Genomic DNA, 16,150 nt, shown 5'->3' with positions numbered 1-16,150 from the left:
GACGTCTTCGTCCCCCGGCCCTGTCTCCCCCACACTGGCGGGATGCGCATCACGCCCCGCCGCCTCGCCCTCGGCATGAGCCTCTGGATCCCGAACCTCTTCAGCGGCATCCGCATCCGCCGCTTCAGTGAGGATTGGACGCACGCCACCGTCGAGCTGCACGTGAACGTCTTCACCCGCAACTACGTCAAGACCGCGTTCGGCGGGTCGATGTCGGCCATGACCGACCCGTATTTCTTCATGCTCGTCATGCATCAGCTCGGGCGCGACCACGTGGTGTGGGATACCCGTGGGGAGATCGAGTTCCTGAAGCCCGGCCGCGGGGTGTTGACGGCGGAGTTCGAGGTGTCGAAGGAGAAGGCGGAGGAGATCCGCGAGCGCGCCCGCGGTGGCGCGAAGGTGCTCGAGTGGTTCGATACGGTGATCACGGACCGCGAGGGCGACGTGGTCGCGAAGGTCCGCCGCGAGGTGTACATCCGGGAGAAGAAACGGGTCACAGCGTCCCGAGGCTGAACCCCGTCACCCGCCGTTCACCGCGAACTGTCACCATGGACGGATGCCCCTCGCTCGCCGACTGACGCTCGGAGACGCCGTCGCCATCGGCCTCGGATCCATGATCGGCGCCGGAGTGTTCGCCGTGTGGGCTCCGGCGATCGGGGCCGCCGGCAGCGGCATCCTCATCGCCCTCGCGATCGCCGCCGTCGTCGCGTACTGCAACGCGACCGCATCGGCGCAGCTCGCCGCGGTGCATCCCGTCGCGGGTGGCACGTATGCGTACGCGCGCGCCGAGATCGGCCCGTGGTGGGGATTCGTCGCCGGCTGGAGCTTCGTCATCGGCAAGATCGCGAGCTGCGCCGCCATGGCGATGACCTTCGCCGCCTACGCCGCACCCGAGGGATGGCAGGTGCCCGTCGCCGTCATCGCGGTCGCGGCACTGGCGGTCGTGAACTGCTTCGGCGTGACCCGGACCGCTCTGCTCACGCGCATCCTGGTCGTCTGCTCGCTGCTCGGGATCGCCGTCGCGGTCGGATTCGGGATCGCCGCCGCACCGACGGCCACTCCGAGCCCGCTGCCCGACGCCACCGTCTACGGCGTGCTGCAGGGGGCCGGGCTGCTGTTCTTCGCATTCGCGGGATATGCGCGCATCGCGACCATGGGCGAGGAGGTGGTCGACCCGGCGAAGACGATTCCGCGCGCGATCATCCTCGCCCTCGGTGGAGCTGTCGTCGTCTACACCCTGGTCTGCGTCGCGGTCATCCTGGTGCTCGGCGCCGATGCGATCGGATCGACGGCGCCCCTGGTCGACCTGCTCGACGCGGCGGGCGTCTCGGCGTGGGCGCCGATCATCCGTGTGGCGGCGGCCGCCGCATCACTGGGCGCGCTGCTGGCGCTGCTGACCGGCATCGGGCGCACGACGCTGGCGATGGCCAGGGAGAGCGACTTCCCGAGGTTCCTGGCGAAGATCGATGAGCGCCACCACGTACCGCAGCGCGCCGAGATCGCGATCGCCGTGATCGTGATCGTGATCGTGCTGCTCGCCGACCTTCGCGGCGCGATCGGCTTCTCGTCGTTCGGAGTGCTGCTCTACTACCTCATCGCCAACGCGTCGGCCTTCCGGCAGCAGGGATCGGCACGCCGCCACCCCCGCGCGCTGCAGGTCGTCGGCGCGCTCGGGTGCCTCGTGCTGGTCGCAACCCTCCCCGTGCTGGCCTCCGCCATCGGAGCAGGTGTGGTCGTGCTCGGCGTGGGATACCGGATGCTGCGGCTGCGACGCGCGCGCGTCTGAGGTCAGCGGCTCGACTCCGAACGGTACGTGCGAGGTGCTAGCCCGAGGACGGCCTGGAAGTCGCGCGTGAGATGGGCGTGATCCGCGTACCCGAGATCGGCGGCGATCGACGCGAGGTCGACGTCCGGCTGCTCCCGCACGCGCACGGCCGCCTCCTGGAGGCGCCGCCGTCGGATCATCGCTCCCGGAGAGAGGCCGACGTGACGGTGGGTCATCCGCTGAAGCGTGCGGACCGACACGGCGAGCCGCGCGGCCGCCTCCTCCGGGGTGAGCGCGGCCCCCTCCCCCATCAGGATCTCCATGAGCGCGTTGGCCTGGCGGGCCGGCTCCTCGACCGGACCGACCCGCTCCGCGAGCCACCCGGCGAAGACCTCGACCGCCCGATCGCGATGCCCGTCTCCGGAACCCATCGCCGCCACCACGGCCCCCTGCAGCTCGGCGACATCGCCGCCCCGGGCATCCAGCGCTCGCCCGCCGTCGACCAACGCGGTGGGGTCATCGATCAGGGCGGCGACAGCGGCGGGGCGCAACAGGGCACCCACGGCCCAACTCTTTCCGCGCAGGTCGCGGTGGGACAGCCGGGTCGTCGCCCCGGACAGTGTCACGGCCTCGGCGTCGACGACGAGATTGAGCGCCGGATAGGCGACGACCTCTTGGCGCGACGATAGACCGGGCTCGATGTCCCACTCCGGGATCCAGAACCAGGCCACCAGATCCGCCACCGCGGCCGGTGCCGGAAGGCGGTGGAACTCGGGCAGGCGGGCGGGGTAGAGCACGCCTCGGGTCGGGTTCACCATGCGCCCAGCGTAGGCTCCGGCACCGACGTCGGGAGGTTGTCGCGGATGTTCAAGTCGCGCGGGTTCCCCCCGCCCTAGCGTGGCGGCATGAGCAACGACACCCCCCTGACAGATGCCCCCATGACCGGCGCGACCGGGACGTACACGACCGACGGGCGCCCGAACAGCGCGACCTCGCTCACACCATTCCTGGCGATCCCCGATGCGAAACAGGCGATCGAGTTCTACCGCGACGTGTTCGGCGCCAGGGTCATCGACCTGACCGAGTTCGGCGGCGTGGTCGCACACGCAGACCTCGACTTCGGGCTCGGCATCCTCCAGCTCGGCGAGCCGAACCCCGAGTATCACCTCGTGCGCTCGCCCGAAGGCGATGACGACTGCTACTCGATGGGCCTGTACGTCTCCGACGTGGACTCGGTCGTGGCGAAGGCCGTCGCCGCCGGAGCCACCGTGCGCGAGGCACCGGCGCCGTTCGTCTCGGGCGACCGGTTCGCAAGCATCCGCGACCCGTTCGGCGTGCGCTGGTCGGTGATGACCCGTGTCGAGGACATCTCCGAAGAGGAGAGCAGTCGACGGGTGGCCGAATGGGCTGCTTCGTTCAGCGCGGCGCCCGCCGACGGCGCGAGCTGAGCGCCACCTCTGCCGCACGGCATACGGCGGGAAGCAGGGCCTCGGCGGTGCGGCGATAGCCGAGAGCACTCGGGTGGAAGCGGTCGAGGCTGAACATCCCCTCGGGGTCGTCGAAGAACATCGGCCCCACCGCACGGCGCAGATCGACCGGCTCGGCGCCCGCCCGTCGCGCCGTCTCGTCCTGAATCTCGGCGAGACGGCGTGACAGGCTCGACGCGATCCGGCGGAGCGGCTGCGGAACGGCGCGGAGAGCACCGAGGTCGGGGCAGGTGCCGACGACGACCTCGGTACCGGTCTCCCGCAGTCGCCGGATCGCCTCGTGCAGATGCTGTGCCGACAGTGCCACCGGCAGACGGTGCGTGACATCGTTCCCACCCACGACGATCACGGCCACGTCCGGGCGATAGTCGGCGGGGAGCGCATCGAGTTGCGCGGGAAGGTCGGGCGACTCCGACCCCACGACCGCGACGGTGCGCAGCCGGACGGGACGGTGCATCCGGCGCCCCGTCGTCTTCGCCAGACGACCGCCGAGCGTCTCTTTGCGGTGTTCCGCGCCGAGACCCGCGGCAATGGAGTCGCCGAGCACGAGGAGATCGAGGGTCTCGCCGTCGAGTGCGCGCCGCCACACGCGGTCGGCATCGAGCGACTCCTCCCCCAGCGGCTTCCCGATCCGCTTCCGCGCGATGGCAGCCTGCTGCATCAGGGCGAAACGAGCTCCGCCGAGCACGGCCGCGAGCGCGAGCGTCACGACGGCGAGGGTGCGGATACGGCTCACGCCCCGATTCCACCCCGTCACCGTGAACGCGGCGTGAACGCGACGCGGGGACTTTCCGTCCGTCCGGGTTCATTCGTCGGGAGATCGCACGGATGTCGGACGGAACCTCGGCGATTCTCCCGACAACCGTGCATTCTCCCGACAGGTGGACCGGGTGGACCGGATTGCACCGGAGCGGGCGCGACAGGCTCGCGTCAGGAGAGCGGCTTGACCTCGAGGTCACCGGCGCCCGCGGACACGGTCGCGAACGCCGTGTACCCGTCGGCCGCCGAGCGCTCGAGCAGCGCCTTGACGTTCTTCGTGCGTCGCTCGAGCCGAACCCGGGCACCCCCGGCGATGAGCGCGGCCTTGTGGCGGACGAGCTCGTGCACCGGCACGTCGGCGTCGTGGATCAGCACGACCGCCTGCGCGGCGGCGGCGTCGTCATCGGCGATCAGATCGACCAGTCGCTCGAAGCCCAGCGAGAACCCGACCGCCGGAACCTGCTGCCCGAGGAAACGCCCGATCATGCCGTCGTAGCGCCCGCCCCCGCCGAGCGAGTACCCGACGGACGGGTGCGCGAGCTCGAAGATCGTGCCCGTGTAGTAGCCCATGCCGCGCACGAGGAACGGGTCGAAGACGAGCGGGATGTCGGACTGACCACGCCCCGCAGCCACCGCCTCGCCGATGCCGACCAGGTGCTCGACGAGTTCGGCCGGCGCACCATCGGGCAGCGCCTTGCGGATCTGCCGCTCGCCGAACGGGTTGTACTCCATCGTCTGCGGGCGACGCAGGAATGCGTCGAACGCGTCGGCGGCCGCAGTCGACGCACTGCGCTCACGCAGCTCGGTCGCCACGCCCTCGGGGCCGATCTTGTCGAGCTTGTCGATCGTGATGAGCACCCCCGGGCGCTCCTCTGCCGTGAAACCGAAGCTGTCCAGCATCCAGTCCAGCACGCGGCGATCGTTGATGCGCACCGTCGCGCCCTCGAGGCCCAGCGCGTCCACCGCGTCGAGCGACGCGACCATCAGCTCGGCCTCGGCCCGCGCGGAGTCGTCGCCCATGATGTCGATGTCGCACTGGACGAACTGTCGGTAGCGGCCCTTCTGCGGACGCTCCGCACGCCAGACCGGACCGATCTGGATCGAGCGGAAGACGGTGGGCAGCTGTCCGCGGTTGCTCGCGTAGAAACGAGCGAGCGGCACGGTGAGGTCGTAGCGGAGGCCGAGGTCCGAGAGTGCAGCCGGGTCGTCGGCGGCCGCGCGGATCGCGTCGGCGTCGAGGCCGCGCCGCAGGATGTTGTACGAGAGCTTCTCGTTGTCGCCGCCGATCCCGGCATGCAGACGGTCGTAGTCCTCGACGACGGGCGTCTCGATCTCGTCGAATCCGTGCGCGAGGTAGCGGTCGCGGATGACGGAGAGCACACGCTCACGGCGGGCCTTGTCGGCGGGGAGGATGTCGCGCATACCGCGCGGCGGGTTCACAGTAGCCACGGCTCCATCTTCCCAGGTCGCCCGGCTCGGCCGTGCGCCGACGCCTCAGGAGCCGGCTTCGGCCGCCCGCACCTCGTCTTCGAGTACACGGAGCCGTTCGCGCAGTGCGCGTTCCGCGTCCCACCCCTCGGCGCGGGCTGTCGCCACGAGCGCGAGCAGCGCATCGCCGAGCTCGGCTTCGGATGCCGGGGGCACCGCTTCGGTCGGAGCGACCGTCACGCCGACTCCTGCCGCACGCCCGGCCAGCTTCTGCGCGAGCGCGAGCGCCGGCATCCCCCGCGGCACCCCGTCGAGCACGCTGCGACGCGTGCGCTTCTCGGCGGCCTTCGCGGCGTTCCAGTGCACCAGCACCTGCTCGGGCGTCTCGGCCACCTCCCCGGCGAAGACATGCGGGTGCCGTCGCACCATCTTCTCGGTCAGGGTTCGTGCCACGTCGTCGATGTCGAACGGGTCATCCGGGTCCTGCGCCGCGATCGCCGCATGGAACAGCACCTGCCAGAGCAGATCGCCGAGCTCTTCACGGAGGTCGTCGCGGGTGCCCGACTCGACCGCATCGATCACCTCGTGCGACTCCTCGATCAGGTACGGCACGAGGTCGCGGTGCGTGATCTGCTGCGACCACGCGCAGCGGTCACGGACCGCGTGCATGGTGTCGGCGGCGGTACGGAGCGGGTCCTCCCCCTCGGCACGGGACTCAGACTCGGGCTGCGCGTTCACGCGTCCTCCTTCGATCGGTCCGGGTTCCGCGCCGCGTTCACGACGAGACGGATGCGACCCGACGGTACCAGCGGGCACGCAGCGACACGATGAACGCGGAGAGCACGAGCGCGATCAGCGAGCCGACGAGCACACCGAGGATCGCCTGATCACGGATGCCGCCGTCGCTCGCGAAAGCGAGGTTGGCCAGGAGCAGCGAGACCGTGAAGCCGATGCCGCCGAGTGCACCGGCCGCGAGGATGTCGGCGAAGGGCAGCGCGGGCTCCGCGCCCTTCGGACGGATGCGCATCGCGATCCAGCCGAACAGCGAGATGCCGACGATCTTGCCGACCGGCAGTGCGACCACGATCGCCCAGAACGCGGGCGACAGCTGCGTGAGCGAGAGGGCGGGGATCACGACGAATGCGGCGACGAACGCGAAGACAGGGAGGATCACGCCGTTCACGGTCGGCTCCAGCGCGTGGCGGGTGCGCCCCGCGGGGACCGGCGACATGACGAGCCCGAGCAGGACGCCGGCGATCGTGGCATGGATGCCGGAGGACGCGACGAGGCCCCAGGTGACGAGGCCGACCACGACCATGGCCACCGCGATCAGCGGGTGCCCCTTCGCGTGCAGGAGGCGGCTGAGCGCCCAGAAAACGGCGACGCCGACGACGGCGAGAACCAGCTGCAGCCACTGCACATCGTCGGCGAAAAGCACCGCGATGAAGATGATGCCGATGATGTCGTCGAGGATCGCCAGGGCCAGGAGGAAGACGCGCACCCGCGAGGGCAGCCCCTTGCCGAACATCGCCAGCACGCCGAGCGCGAAGGCGATGTCGGTCGCGGTCGGGATCGGCCACCCCGACGCGGTGGAGCTGTCGCCACCCGCGATCAGCAGGTATACCGCGATCGGCACGAGCACTCCGCCGGCCGCGGCGATCGCGGGTTGCACGGCCTTGCGCGGCGAATCGAGTTCGCCGTGCGTGAGTTCGTGACGCAGTTCGATGGCCACCACGAGGAAGAAGACGGCGAGAAGTCCGTCGGACACCCAGTGCGAGATCGACAGGTCGAGATCGGTGCCCGGCACCGCGATGTGGAAGTCGAGGAACGCCGCCAACGCGTCGTGCGTCGGCAGGTTCGCGAGCAGCAGGCCGAGGCCGGCGGCGACGAGAAGGAGGACGGCGGGGAACTGCTGACCGCGGAGGGGGTTCGCTGAGATGCGCATCCCCTCCATCGTAGGTCGCCGGGATATCGCCGTGCCCGCGGTCTCGCTCTGCCCCTCCGGCTCCGGGCGTCATGCGTGCAGGACACCCCCATCGCCCGGGATACTCTCGAAGGGTGACCCCCGCACACTCTTTCTCCGAGCCCACGAACACCGAGGCGATCCGTGTGATCGGCCGATTCGAAGCCGGTCGCGGCACGCCGGACGCGATGCGCACCGACGTCAGGATGCTCGGGCAGCTGCTCGGGCAGGTCCTGCGCGAAGCCGGCGGCGACGGTCTCTTCGAAGACGTCGAGCGTCTGCGACTCGCGACGATCCAGGCGTACGACGAGGAGACGCCCGACGCGTTCGAGCGCGCCGCGGCGATCGCCGAATCGTTCACGATCGCCAGGGCCGACGAGGTCGCCCGCGCCTTCACCTGCTACTTCCACCTGGTGAACCTGGCCGAGGAGCATCAGCGCGTGCGGGTGCTGCGCGAGCGCGCCGGTCAGCCGGTCCCTTCGACGGGCTCAGGGACCCAGGGCCAGACGGCCGACACCGTCGCGACCGCCTACGCCCGGCTGCGCAGCGAGGTCGGTGATGACGAAGCCCGCCGCCGCCTGGACGGCCTCCGCTTCCACCCGGTGTTCACCGCGCACCCGACCGAGGCCCGCCGCCGTGCAGTGTCCTCGAGCATCCGCCGCCTGTCCGAGCTGCTGACCCAGCACGACGCGGCGAGCGCCGGAGGGTCCGAGGAGCACCGCGCCCGCCGCCGGATGCTGGAGGAGATCGACACGCTCTGGCGCACCGCACCGCTGCGGTCGCAGAAGCCCTCCCCGACGGACGAGGTCCGCACCGTGATGGGCGTGTTCGACGAGACGCTGTTCACGACGGTGCCCCACGTGTACCGCCGCATCGACGACGCCCTCCGTGGCGAGGAATCCGGATCCAGCGCCCCGGTGGTGCCCGCCTTCGTGCGCATCGGCTCCTGGGTCGGCGGCGACCGCGACGGCAACCCGTTCGTCACGGCATCCGTCACACGCGAGGCCTCGCAGATCGCTGCCGACCACGTCCTCCGCGGGCTCGAGCGTGCGCTCGACCGCATCGGCCGGACCCTCACGCTCTCCGCGGACGACACCCCGCCGAACGCGGAGGTCGTCGCCGTGTGGGAGCGATTCGCCGCCGAGGAGCCGGAGCTCGCCGCCGAACTCGCGACCCGCTCCCCTGATGAGCCCCACCGCCGCGTGCTGCTCGTCCTCTCCCGCCGCGTCGCCGCGACCCGCCGCGGAGACTCCGCGCAGGGCTACGCCCGCCCCGAGGAGCTGCTCGAAGACCTGCGGACCGTGCAGTCCTCGCTCGCGGCCGCCGGCGCGAAGCGCCATGCCTTCGGCGGCGTGCAGCATCTGATCTGGCAGGTAGAGACCTACGGCTTCCACCTCACCGAGCTCGAGGTGCGTCAGCACTCGCAGGTGCACGCGAAGGCGCTGGCCGAGCTCGACGCGGGTGAAGCCATCAGCGCCCAGACCGAGGAGGTGCTGGAAGTGTTCCGCGCGATCGCGGACATCCAGCGCGACCGCGGCCTGCGGGCGGCCGGACGCTACGTCGTCTCCTTCACTCAGGCGGCCTCGGATCTGGCCAACGTGCACCGCCTCGCCCGGTACGCGCTCGGCGACGACGCACCGGTGCTCGACGTCGTACCGCTGTTCGAGACGTTCGCCGACCTCCAGTCGGCGCCCGGAATCCTGGCCGAGGCCGTGACGTTCCCCGAGTTCCGCGAGCGCATGGCCGCCACCGGCAACCGCCTCGAGGTCATGCTCGGGTATTCGGACTCGTCGAAGGATGTCGGTCCCGTCGCCGCGAACCTCGCGCTGTATGAGGCGCAGGAGAAGATCGCACGCTGGGCGCAGGAGTCCGAGATCGAGCTGACGCTCTTCCACGGTCGCGGCGGCGCCCTCGGACGCGGCGGCGGCCCCGCCAACTCCGCGATCCTCGCCCAGCCGCCGCATTCGGTCGACGGCCGGTTCAAGCTCACCGAGCAGGGTGAGGTCATCTTCGCGCGCTACGGCGAGCCGGCCATCGCGATGCGGCACATCGACCAGGTCGCCGCCGCCACTCTGCTCGCGTCGTCGCCCACTGAGGAGCAGCGCACCAGCCGCGCGGCCGAGCGCTACGCCGAGGTCGCCTCGATCATGGATGCCGCCTCCCGCGAGCGCTTCTTCTCGCTCGTGAAGGCCGAGGGATTCGCGCCCTGGTTCGCCACGGTCACCCCGATGGAGGAGATCGGCCTGCTCGCGCTCGGCTCGCGGCCCGCTCGACGCGGACTGTCCGTCGAGTCCCTCGAGGATCTGCGGGCCATCCCGTGGGTGTTCGCGTGGACGCAGGCGCGCATCAACCTCGCCGGCTGGTTCGGTCTGGGCACCGCTCTGGACGCCGTGGGCGATGAGGAGCTGCTCATCGAGGCGTACCGCGAGTGGCCGCTGCTTCGCACCATGATCGACAACGTCGCGATGAGCCTCGCCAAGACCGACGAGCGCATCGCCCGGCAGTATCTGGCACTCGGCGACCGCGACGACCTGGCACAGCTCGTGCTCGACGAACTCGCGATCACGCGGCAGTGGGTGATCCGCCTCACCGGCGGCGAGCGCCTGCTGGAGAACAAGCCGGTTCTCCAGCGTGCCGTGCAGCTGCGCAGCCCCTACGTCGACGCACTCTCGCTGCTGCAGCTGCGCGCTCTGCGGGCACTGCGCTCGGCCGAGGAGCCCACCGGGTCCGGCGCCGATGCCGAACAGCAGCGCCTGCTCCTGCTCTCGGTCAGCGGTGTCGCCGCCGGCCTGCAGAACACCGGGTGACCGATATGCCGTCTGGCCGGGTGCGCGATCCGCATTCGGCCGGCCGCTAGAGTGAAACCTCCGCCGACTCCGGCGATGCCTCACGCGACACGATCGCCTGCACCACAATCCCCCATCAGAAAGTCTCTTCCGCGTGACCGCTACGACTCCCGCCGACTTCCATCCGCTCGCCGCCTCCGTGCAGCCCGTGTTCGACACCGTGCTGTCCCGCGGCCCGTACGAGCCGGAGTTCCACCAGGCCGTCCACGAGGTGCTGCACTCGATCGCACCCGTCCTGGAGCGACGCCCGGAGTACGTCGACGGCGGCATCCTCGAGCGCCTCGTCGAACCCGAGCGGCAGATCCTCTTCCGCGTGCCGTGGATCGACGACGCCGGCAAGCTGCAGGTCAACCGCGGCTACCGCATCCAGTTCTCCTCGGTCCTCGGGCCGTACAAGGGCGGACTGCGCTTCCACCCCTCGGTCAACCTGTCGATCATCAAGTTCCTCGGCTTCGAGCAGATCTTCAAGAACGCGCTCACCGGTCAGGGCATCGGCGGCGGCAAGGGCGGGTCCGACTTCGATCCGCACGGCCGCTCCGACGCCGAGGTCATGCGCTTCTGCCAGTCGTTCATGAACGAGCTGTACCGCCACCTCGGCGAGCACACCGACGTCCCCGCGGGCGACATCGGCGTCGGTGGCCGCGAGATCGGCTACCTCTTCGGCCAGTACCGCAAGGTCACCAACCGCCACGAGTCGGGCATGTTCACCGGCAAGGGCACCGGTTGGGGCGGCGCCGAGGTGCGCACCGAGGCGACCGGCTACGGGGCGGTGTTCTTCGCTCAGGAGATGCTCGCCGTGCACAACGACTCCCTCACCGGAAAGCGCGTCGGCATCTCGGGCTCGGGCAACGTCGCCATCTACGCGATCCAGAAGGCCACCCAGCTCGGCGCGACCGCCGTCACGGCCTCCGACTCGTCCGGCTACGTCATCGACGACGCCGGCATCGACGTCGACCTGCTCCGTCAGCTCAAGGAGGTCGAGCGCGCCCGCATCGTCGAGTACGCCAACCGTCGTCCGAGCGCGCGCTTCGTCGAGGGCGGCAGCGTCTGGGAGGTCCCGGTCGACATCGCCGTCCCCTCCGCCACGCAGAACGAGGTGAGTCTCGCGGATGCCGAGGCGCTGATCGCCAACGGCGTCCGTGCCGTGTCGGAGGGCGCGAACATGCCCTGCGTTCCCGACGCCGTCGAAGCCTTCCAGAAGGCGGGCGTGCTGTTCGCCCCCGGCAAGGCCGCGAACGCCGGCGGTGTCGCGACGTCGGCTCTCGAGATGAGCCAGAACGCCTCACGTCAGCGCTGGACCTTCGCCGACAGCGAGAACAAGCTGCGCGAGATCATGGCCGACATCCACGACGCCGCCTTCGACGCCGCAGAGCGTCACGACGTCGGCGGCGACTACGTCGCGGGCGCCAACATCGCGGGCTTCGAGCGCGTCGCCGCCGCGATGCTCGCCCAGGGCGTCATCTGATCCGCACTCGACCTCTCCCTCACCCGCTCTCGCGCGCGCTCATTCCGTGAGGGGTCATGACACGCCGCGAGTCCGCACGAGGACGGGGCGTGTCTTGACCCCTCACGGGAAGGAGGGTGAGAGAGCTCAGCGGGTGGGGGCGTCGGGGAGAGGGCGGTCGTTGGCATGCCGGGCGAGCGAGCTCCCGTAGCGCTCGGTGAGCTGCACCATCAGGTCGGGGGTGTCGCGGTCGACGCCGAACACATGACCGGGGAAGTCGAGCTCGGGCTGCGCCGCCGCGATCTCCTGATCCCGGTCGGGCGAGAGCAGCTGCACGGGGTCGCCGACGGCCACCCATCCGATCGGGACCACCGTGCCCTCGGGAAGCACGGCACGGCGATGCACGATCGCGTTGACCCGCACCTCACAGCGAGCCCCCACCAGCGCGCCGTTGAAGACACGGGCGCCGGATGCGAAGAAGACCTCCTCGCCCACCGTCGCCCCGGCGATGCTCGCCAGCGTCCCGATCAGCGTGTGCGCGCCGATATGGACCGCATTGGCCGCGGTGGCGCGGATCAGCGCGTTCTCCATCACGATCACGTTCTCGCCGAGGGTGATCGGTCCGCCCTCGGCCGTGATCACGGCGCCGTGCAGCACCTGGCAGCCCGGCCCCACCTCCACATCGCCGGAGATGACGGCGGTGGGGGCGATGACGGCGGTGTCATGGATGCGGGGGCGAGCCCCGAGGTGCTCGTACAACATGCGGCCAGACTAGTCCCGCCACAGCCGCGAAAACAGCCGCCGCACGCTACTCGACTTTGACCGGCTCCGGGAAGATCGCGGTGAAAAGCTGCTCGACCCATTCGAGGAGCTGCGTGTCGGGCAGAGGCTCGAGCCCGACCCCGACAGCGGCCGGAACGGTCGGCATCGGCACGACCAGCGCCTCTCCCCCGGCCACGAGCTTCGCCTTCGGATACAGCCGCTGCAGCCGCACCTTGATCGAGTCCTCGAGCCGCGCCGGCGCGATGCGCAGGTTCGACCCCATGACGACAACATCCGTCAGTCCGGCGCGCGCAGCCCGACGACGCAGCCGTGAGATCGCCAGCAGTCCCTCGACCTCTTCCGGCGGCGTGCCGTAGCGGTCGACGAGCTCTTCGATCACGAGGTCGATGGCACCGTCCTTCGCCGTGGCCGCCGACGCCGCCGACAGCTTCTGGTACGCCTCGAGACGCAGCCGCTCGCTGTCGATGTAGTACTCGGGGATGCGCGCGTCCAGCGGCAGCTCGAGCCGCAGCTCCTGCCCCGTCTCGACCTCGTCGCCGCGGAACGTCGCCACGGCCTCGCCGATCATGCGCAGATAGAGGTCGAAGCCGACGCCCGCGATGTGCCCGGCCTGCTCGGCGCCGAGCATGTTGCCCGCGCCGCGGAGCTCGAGGTCCTTCAACGCGACCTGCATGCCCGAACCCAGTTCGTTGTTGACCGCGATGGTCTGCAGCCGGTCGGCCGCGGTCTCGGAGAGCGGCTTCATCTCGTCGTAGAGGAAGTACGCGTACGCCCGCTCACGCCCTCGCCCGACCCGGCCGCGGAGCTGGTGCAGCTGGCTGAGCCCGTACTTGTCGGCGCGGTCGATGATGATGGTGTTCGCGTTCGAGATGTCGAGGCCGGTCTCGATGATGGTGGTCGAGACGAGCACGTCGAACTTGCGCTCCCAGAAGTCGTCGACGACCTGCTCGAGCTGGTGCTCGCCCAGCTGTCCGTGGGCCACGGCGATGCGCGCCTCCGGCACGAGTTCCGCCAGCTGCGCCGCGACGCGCTGGATCGACTGCACACGGTTGTGCACGAAGAAGACCTGACCCTCGCGCAGGATCTCCCGCCGGATGGCCGCGGCGATCTGCTTGTCGCTGCGGGGTCCGACGAACGAGAGGATCGGATGCCGGTCCTCGGGCGGCGTCGCGAGTGTGGACATCTCGCGGATACCCGTGACCGCCATCTCCAGCGTGCGCGGGATCGGGGTGGCGCTCATGGCGAGGATGTCGACGTTGGTCTTCAGCTTCTTCAGCGCGTCCTTGTGCTCGACGCCGAACCGCTGCTCCTCGTCGATGATCATCAGGCCGAGGTCCTTGAAGATGACGCCCTCCGTGAGGATGCGGTGGGTGCCGATGATCATGTCGACCGACCCCTCCAGCAGCCCCTGGAGGGTGAGGCGGACCTCTTTGTCGGTCTGGAACCGCGACAGCGCGCGCACCTTCACCGGGAAGCCGGCGAAGCGCTCGGTGAAAGTCTCCATGTGCTGCTTGACCAGGAGCGTCGTCGGCACGAGCATCGCGACCTGCTTGCCGTCTTGGATCGCCTTGAACGCCGCGCGCACGGCGACCTCGGTCTTGCCGAAGCCGACGTCGCCGGAGAGCAGCCGGTCCATCGGGATCGGCCGCTCCATGTCGGCCTTGATCTCGTCGATCGTCTGCAGCTGGTCCTGCGTCTCGGCGAACGGGAACGCCTCTTCGAGCTCGCGCTGCCAGGGTGTGTCCGGGCCGAAAGCATGACCCTTGGCGCTCATGCGTGCCGAGTACAGCTTGACGAGCTCGACGGCGATGTCGCGCACGGCCTTGCGGGCCTTGCCCTTGGCCTGCGACCAGTCGCTGCCGCCCATCTTCGAGAGGGTCGGAGCCTCACCGCCGACGTACTTCGAGAGGGAGTCGAGCTGATCCGTGGGGACGTACAGCTTGTCGCCCGGGTAGCCGCGCTTGGACGGCGCGTATTCGAGGATGAGATAGTCGCGCACGGACTTGGTGGCGTTGCGGCCACCGGTGGACACCTCGCGCTGCGTCATCTCGACGAACCGCCCGATGCCGTGGGTGGCATGCACCACGAAGTCGCCCTGCTTCAGCTGCAGCGGGTCGACGACGTTCTTCCGCCGTGAGGCGAGCTTCTTGACGACACGCTGGTCGCCACCGATCGTCCGCCCGTAGAACTCGTTGTCGGTGAGGACGGCGAGCTTCGCCTCCGGCACCTGGAATCCGGCCTCGACGGACCCCGTGACCAGGGTCGCGACACCCGCCTCCGGCGCATCGGTGAGACTCTCGACGACGCGGGCTGCGAGGCCGCGGTCGGACAGCACGTCGCGTGCCCGGTCGACCAGGCCGCTGCCGGCGGCGATCACCACCACGCGCCAGCCGTCGGTGACCTTGGCCTCGACGAACGAGATCGCCCCGTCGACGTTGCCGTGGAACGACGGGATGATGGCGGCGCCGAGGGCAGCGGCATCCGCATCGGAGGCCGCATCGCCGTCGCCGACGCTGATGCCGAAGGGGCTCAGCTGCCACCAGACACCACCCCGGTCGCGCACGACCTCGCGCAGTTCGGCGATCGTGAGGAAGTCGCCCGCCCCGAGGTCGATGGGCGCCGACGCGCCGGAGGTGGCCGCGCTCCAGGCGGCATCGAGGAACTCGCGGTTCGTGTCGCCCAGAGTGATCGCACGCGCGGTGGAGCGGTCGGGGTCGACGACGGCCGTCGCCGCGCCCGCCGGCAGGTACTCGGCCAGGGACTTCAGCGGGCCCGCGACCGCGGGCAGGAGCGACTCCATGCCCTCGACCGGGATGCCCTCGGCCATCTTCTCGAGCATGCCCCTGATCGCCGGGAAGCCCTCGATCAGACCACGCGCTCGTTCGCGGACGTCGGCGGTCAGCAGCAGTTCGCGGCTGGGCGGAAGGTCGACGCCGGGCACGTCGCCCGGGAGCGAGCGCTGATCGGCGACGGAGAAGGCGCGGATCTGGTCGATCTCGTCGCCGAAGAACTCGACGCGGAACGGGTGCTCTGAGACGGGAGGGAAGACATCGAGGATGCCGCCGCGTACGGCGAACTCGCCACGACGCGACACCATGTCGACGCGGGAGTAGGCGCGCTCCACGAGCTGCTCCACCACGCGGTCTAGCTCGTTGCCCCTGCTGCCGACGGAGAGCTCGAGCGGCGCGACCTCCCCGAGGTTGCCCGCGATCGGCTGCAGCGCCGCGCGCACCGAGGCGACGATCACGAGCGGGTGGCCGCCCGACCACTCGGCGATGCGGCGCAGCGTCTGCAGGCGCTGGCCCACCGTGTCGACGCTGGGGCTCAGGCGCTCGTGCGGCAGCGTCTCCCAGGCCGGGAAGGTCAGGATGTCTGCCTCGGGCAGGTAGGCGTGCATCGCCAGCGCCAGGCTCTCGGCACGGCGCCCGGTGGGGACGACGGCGAGGAGCGCCGGGGGATGCCCCGCCGCCGCGCGCTTGGCGAGCAGACCCGCGAGCGCCGGCGCATCGAGCCCGTCGACCAGTCCGAGGTCGGCGTCGGTGTGCGCCCACTGCAGGGCGTCACGGTACAGAGACGCCTCTTCCAAGGCGCGCAGAATCCCCGGAACAGTCACCGGATAAGACTAGTCGCGCCCACGGACACTCCGGCCCGCCGCGTCTCCCCCTCCCCCGTGGT

At 70.3% G+C, this 16,150-nt stretch carries 12 protein-coding genes; 5 read left to right on the top strand and 7 right to left on the bottom strand.

Annotation, left to right across the window (positions count from 1 at the left end; genetic code table 11):
- The first annotated feature begins 42 nt into the window (after positions 1–42).
- Together ACFC14_RS11330 and ACFC14_RS11325 are read left to right on the top strand one after the other, a co-directional pair.
- A complete protein-coding gene (locus tag ACFC14_RS11330) occupies positions 43–513 on the top strand; it encodes a PaaI family thioesterase (RefSeq protein ID WP_376104326.1) in 471 nt (156 codons plus the stop codon).
- A 43-nt stretch (positions 514–556) separates the two neighbouring features.
- On the top strand, positions 557–1,786 hold the full coding sequence (locus tag ACFC14_RS11325) for an APC family permease (protein WP_376104323.1): 1,230 nt from the start codon (positions 557–559) through the stop codon (positions 1,784–1,786).
- Positions 1,787–1,788: 2 nt separating this feature from the next.
- On the opposite strand, the gene ACFC14_RS11320 is transcribed toward ACFC14_RS11325, so the two are convergent.
- Positions 1,789–2,583 (bottom strand): helix-turn-helix domain-containing protein, encoded by a 795-nt coding sequence (locus ACFC14_RS11320; protein ID WP_376104322.1) that lies wholly within the window; start codon positions 2,581–2,583, stop codon positions 1,789–1,791.
- Positions 2,584–2,670: 87 nt separating this feature from the next.
- Between ACFC14_RS11320 and ACFC14_RS11315 the strand changes: the two genes are divergently transcribed.
- Entirely contained in the window at positions 2,671–3,213 is a 543-nt protein-coding gene (locus ACFC14_RS11315) for a VOC family protein (protein ID WP_376104319.1), read from the top strand.
- On the opposite strand, the gene ACFC14_RS11310 is transcribed toward ACFC14_RS11315, so the two are convergent.
- From ACFC14_RS11310 to nhaA, 4 genes are all read right to left on the bottom strand, one after another.
- Entirely contained in the window at positions 3,182–3,988 is an 807-nt protein-coding gene (locus ACFC14_RS11310; protein ID WP_376104318.1) for an SGNH/GDSL hydrolase family protein, read from the bottom strand. The two genes, ACFC14_RS11315 and ACFC14_RS11310, sit on opposite strands and share 32 nt — an antisense overlap.
- 194 nt (positions 3,989–4,182) lie before the next feature.
- A complete protein-coding gene (hisS, locus tag ACFC14_RS11305; protein ID WP_376107174.1) occupies positions 4,183–5,433 on the bottom strand; it encodes a histidine--tRNA ligase in 1,251 nt (416 codons plus the stop codon).
- 72 nt (positions 5,434–5,505) lie between these two features.
- Positions 5,506–6,108 (bottom strand): MazG family protein, encoded by a 603-nt coding sequence (locus ACFC14_RS11300; protein WP_376107171.1) that lies wholly within the window; start codon positions 6,106–6,108, stop codon positions 5,506–5,508.
- A 106-nt stretch (positions 6,109–6,214) separates the two neighbouring features.
- Positions 6,215–7,384 (bottom strand): Na+/H+ antiporter NhaA, encoded by a 1,170-nt coding sequence (gene nhaA, locus ACFC14_RS11295; RefSeq protein WP_376104315.1) that lies wholly within the window; start codon positions 7,382–7,384, stop codon positions 6,215–6,217.
- A gap of 113 nt (positions 7,385–7,497) precedes the next feature.
- On the opposite strand from nhaA, the gene ACFC14_RS11290 reads away from it, so the two are divergent.
- Together ACFC14_RS11290 and gdhA are read left to right on the top strand one after the other, a co-directional pair.
- Positions 7,498–10,209, top strand: a complete 2,712-nt coding sequence (locus tag ACFC14_RS11290; protein ID WP_376104312.1) for a phosphoenolpyruvate carboxylase — start codon at positions 7,498–7,500, stop codon at positions 10,207–10,209.
- A gap of 133 nt (positions 10,210–10,342) precedes the next feature.
- A complete protein-coding gene (gene gdhA / locus ACFC14_RS11285; protein ID WP_376104309.1) occupies positions 10,343–11,713 on the top strand; it encodes an NADP-specific glutamate dehydrogenase in 1,371 nt (456 codons plus the stop codon).
- Between the two features lie 126 nt (positions 11,714–11,839).
- Here gdhA and ACFC14_RS11280 read toward each other — a convergent pair whose 3' ends face one another.
- The gene (locus ACFC14_RS11280) at positions 11,840–12,454 is read right to left on the bottom strand and encodes a gamma carbonic anhydrase family protein (RefSeq protein WP_376104307.1); all 615 of its coding nucleotides are present in this window, start codon (positions 12,452–12,454) and stop codon (positions 11,840–11,842) included.
- Between the two features lie 46 nt (positions 12,455–12,500).
- Positions 12,501–16,088, bottom strand: a complete 3,588-nt coding sequence (gene mfd / locus ACFC14_RS11275; protein WP_376104304.1) for a transcription-repair coupling factor — start codon at positions 16,086–16,088, stop codon at positions 12,501–12,503.
- Between the last annotated feature and the right edge of the window lie 62 nt (positions 16,089–16,150).

This window comes from Microbacterium sp. NPDC055988 (assembly GCF_042269505.1).
Taxonomy (GTDB): Bacteria; Actinomycetota; Actinomycetes; order Actinomycetales; family Microbacteriaceae; genus Microbacterium.
The sequence above is the reverse complement of the archived record's forward strand: the minus strand, read 5'-3'. Positions and strand labels throughout refer to the sequence as shown.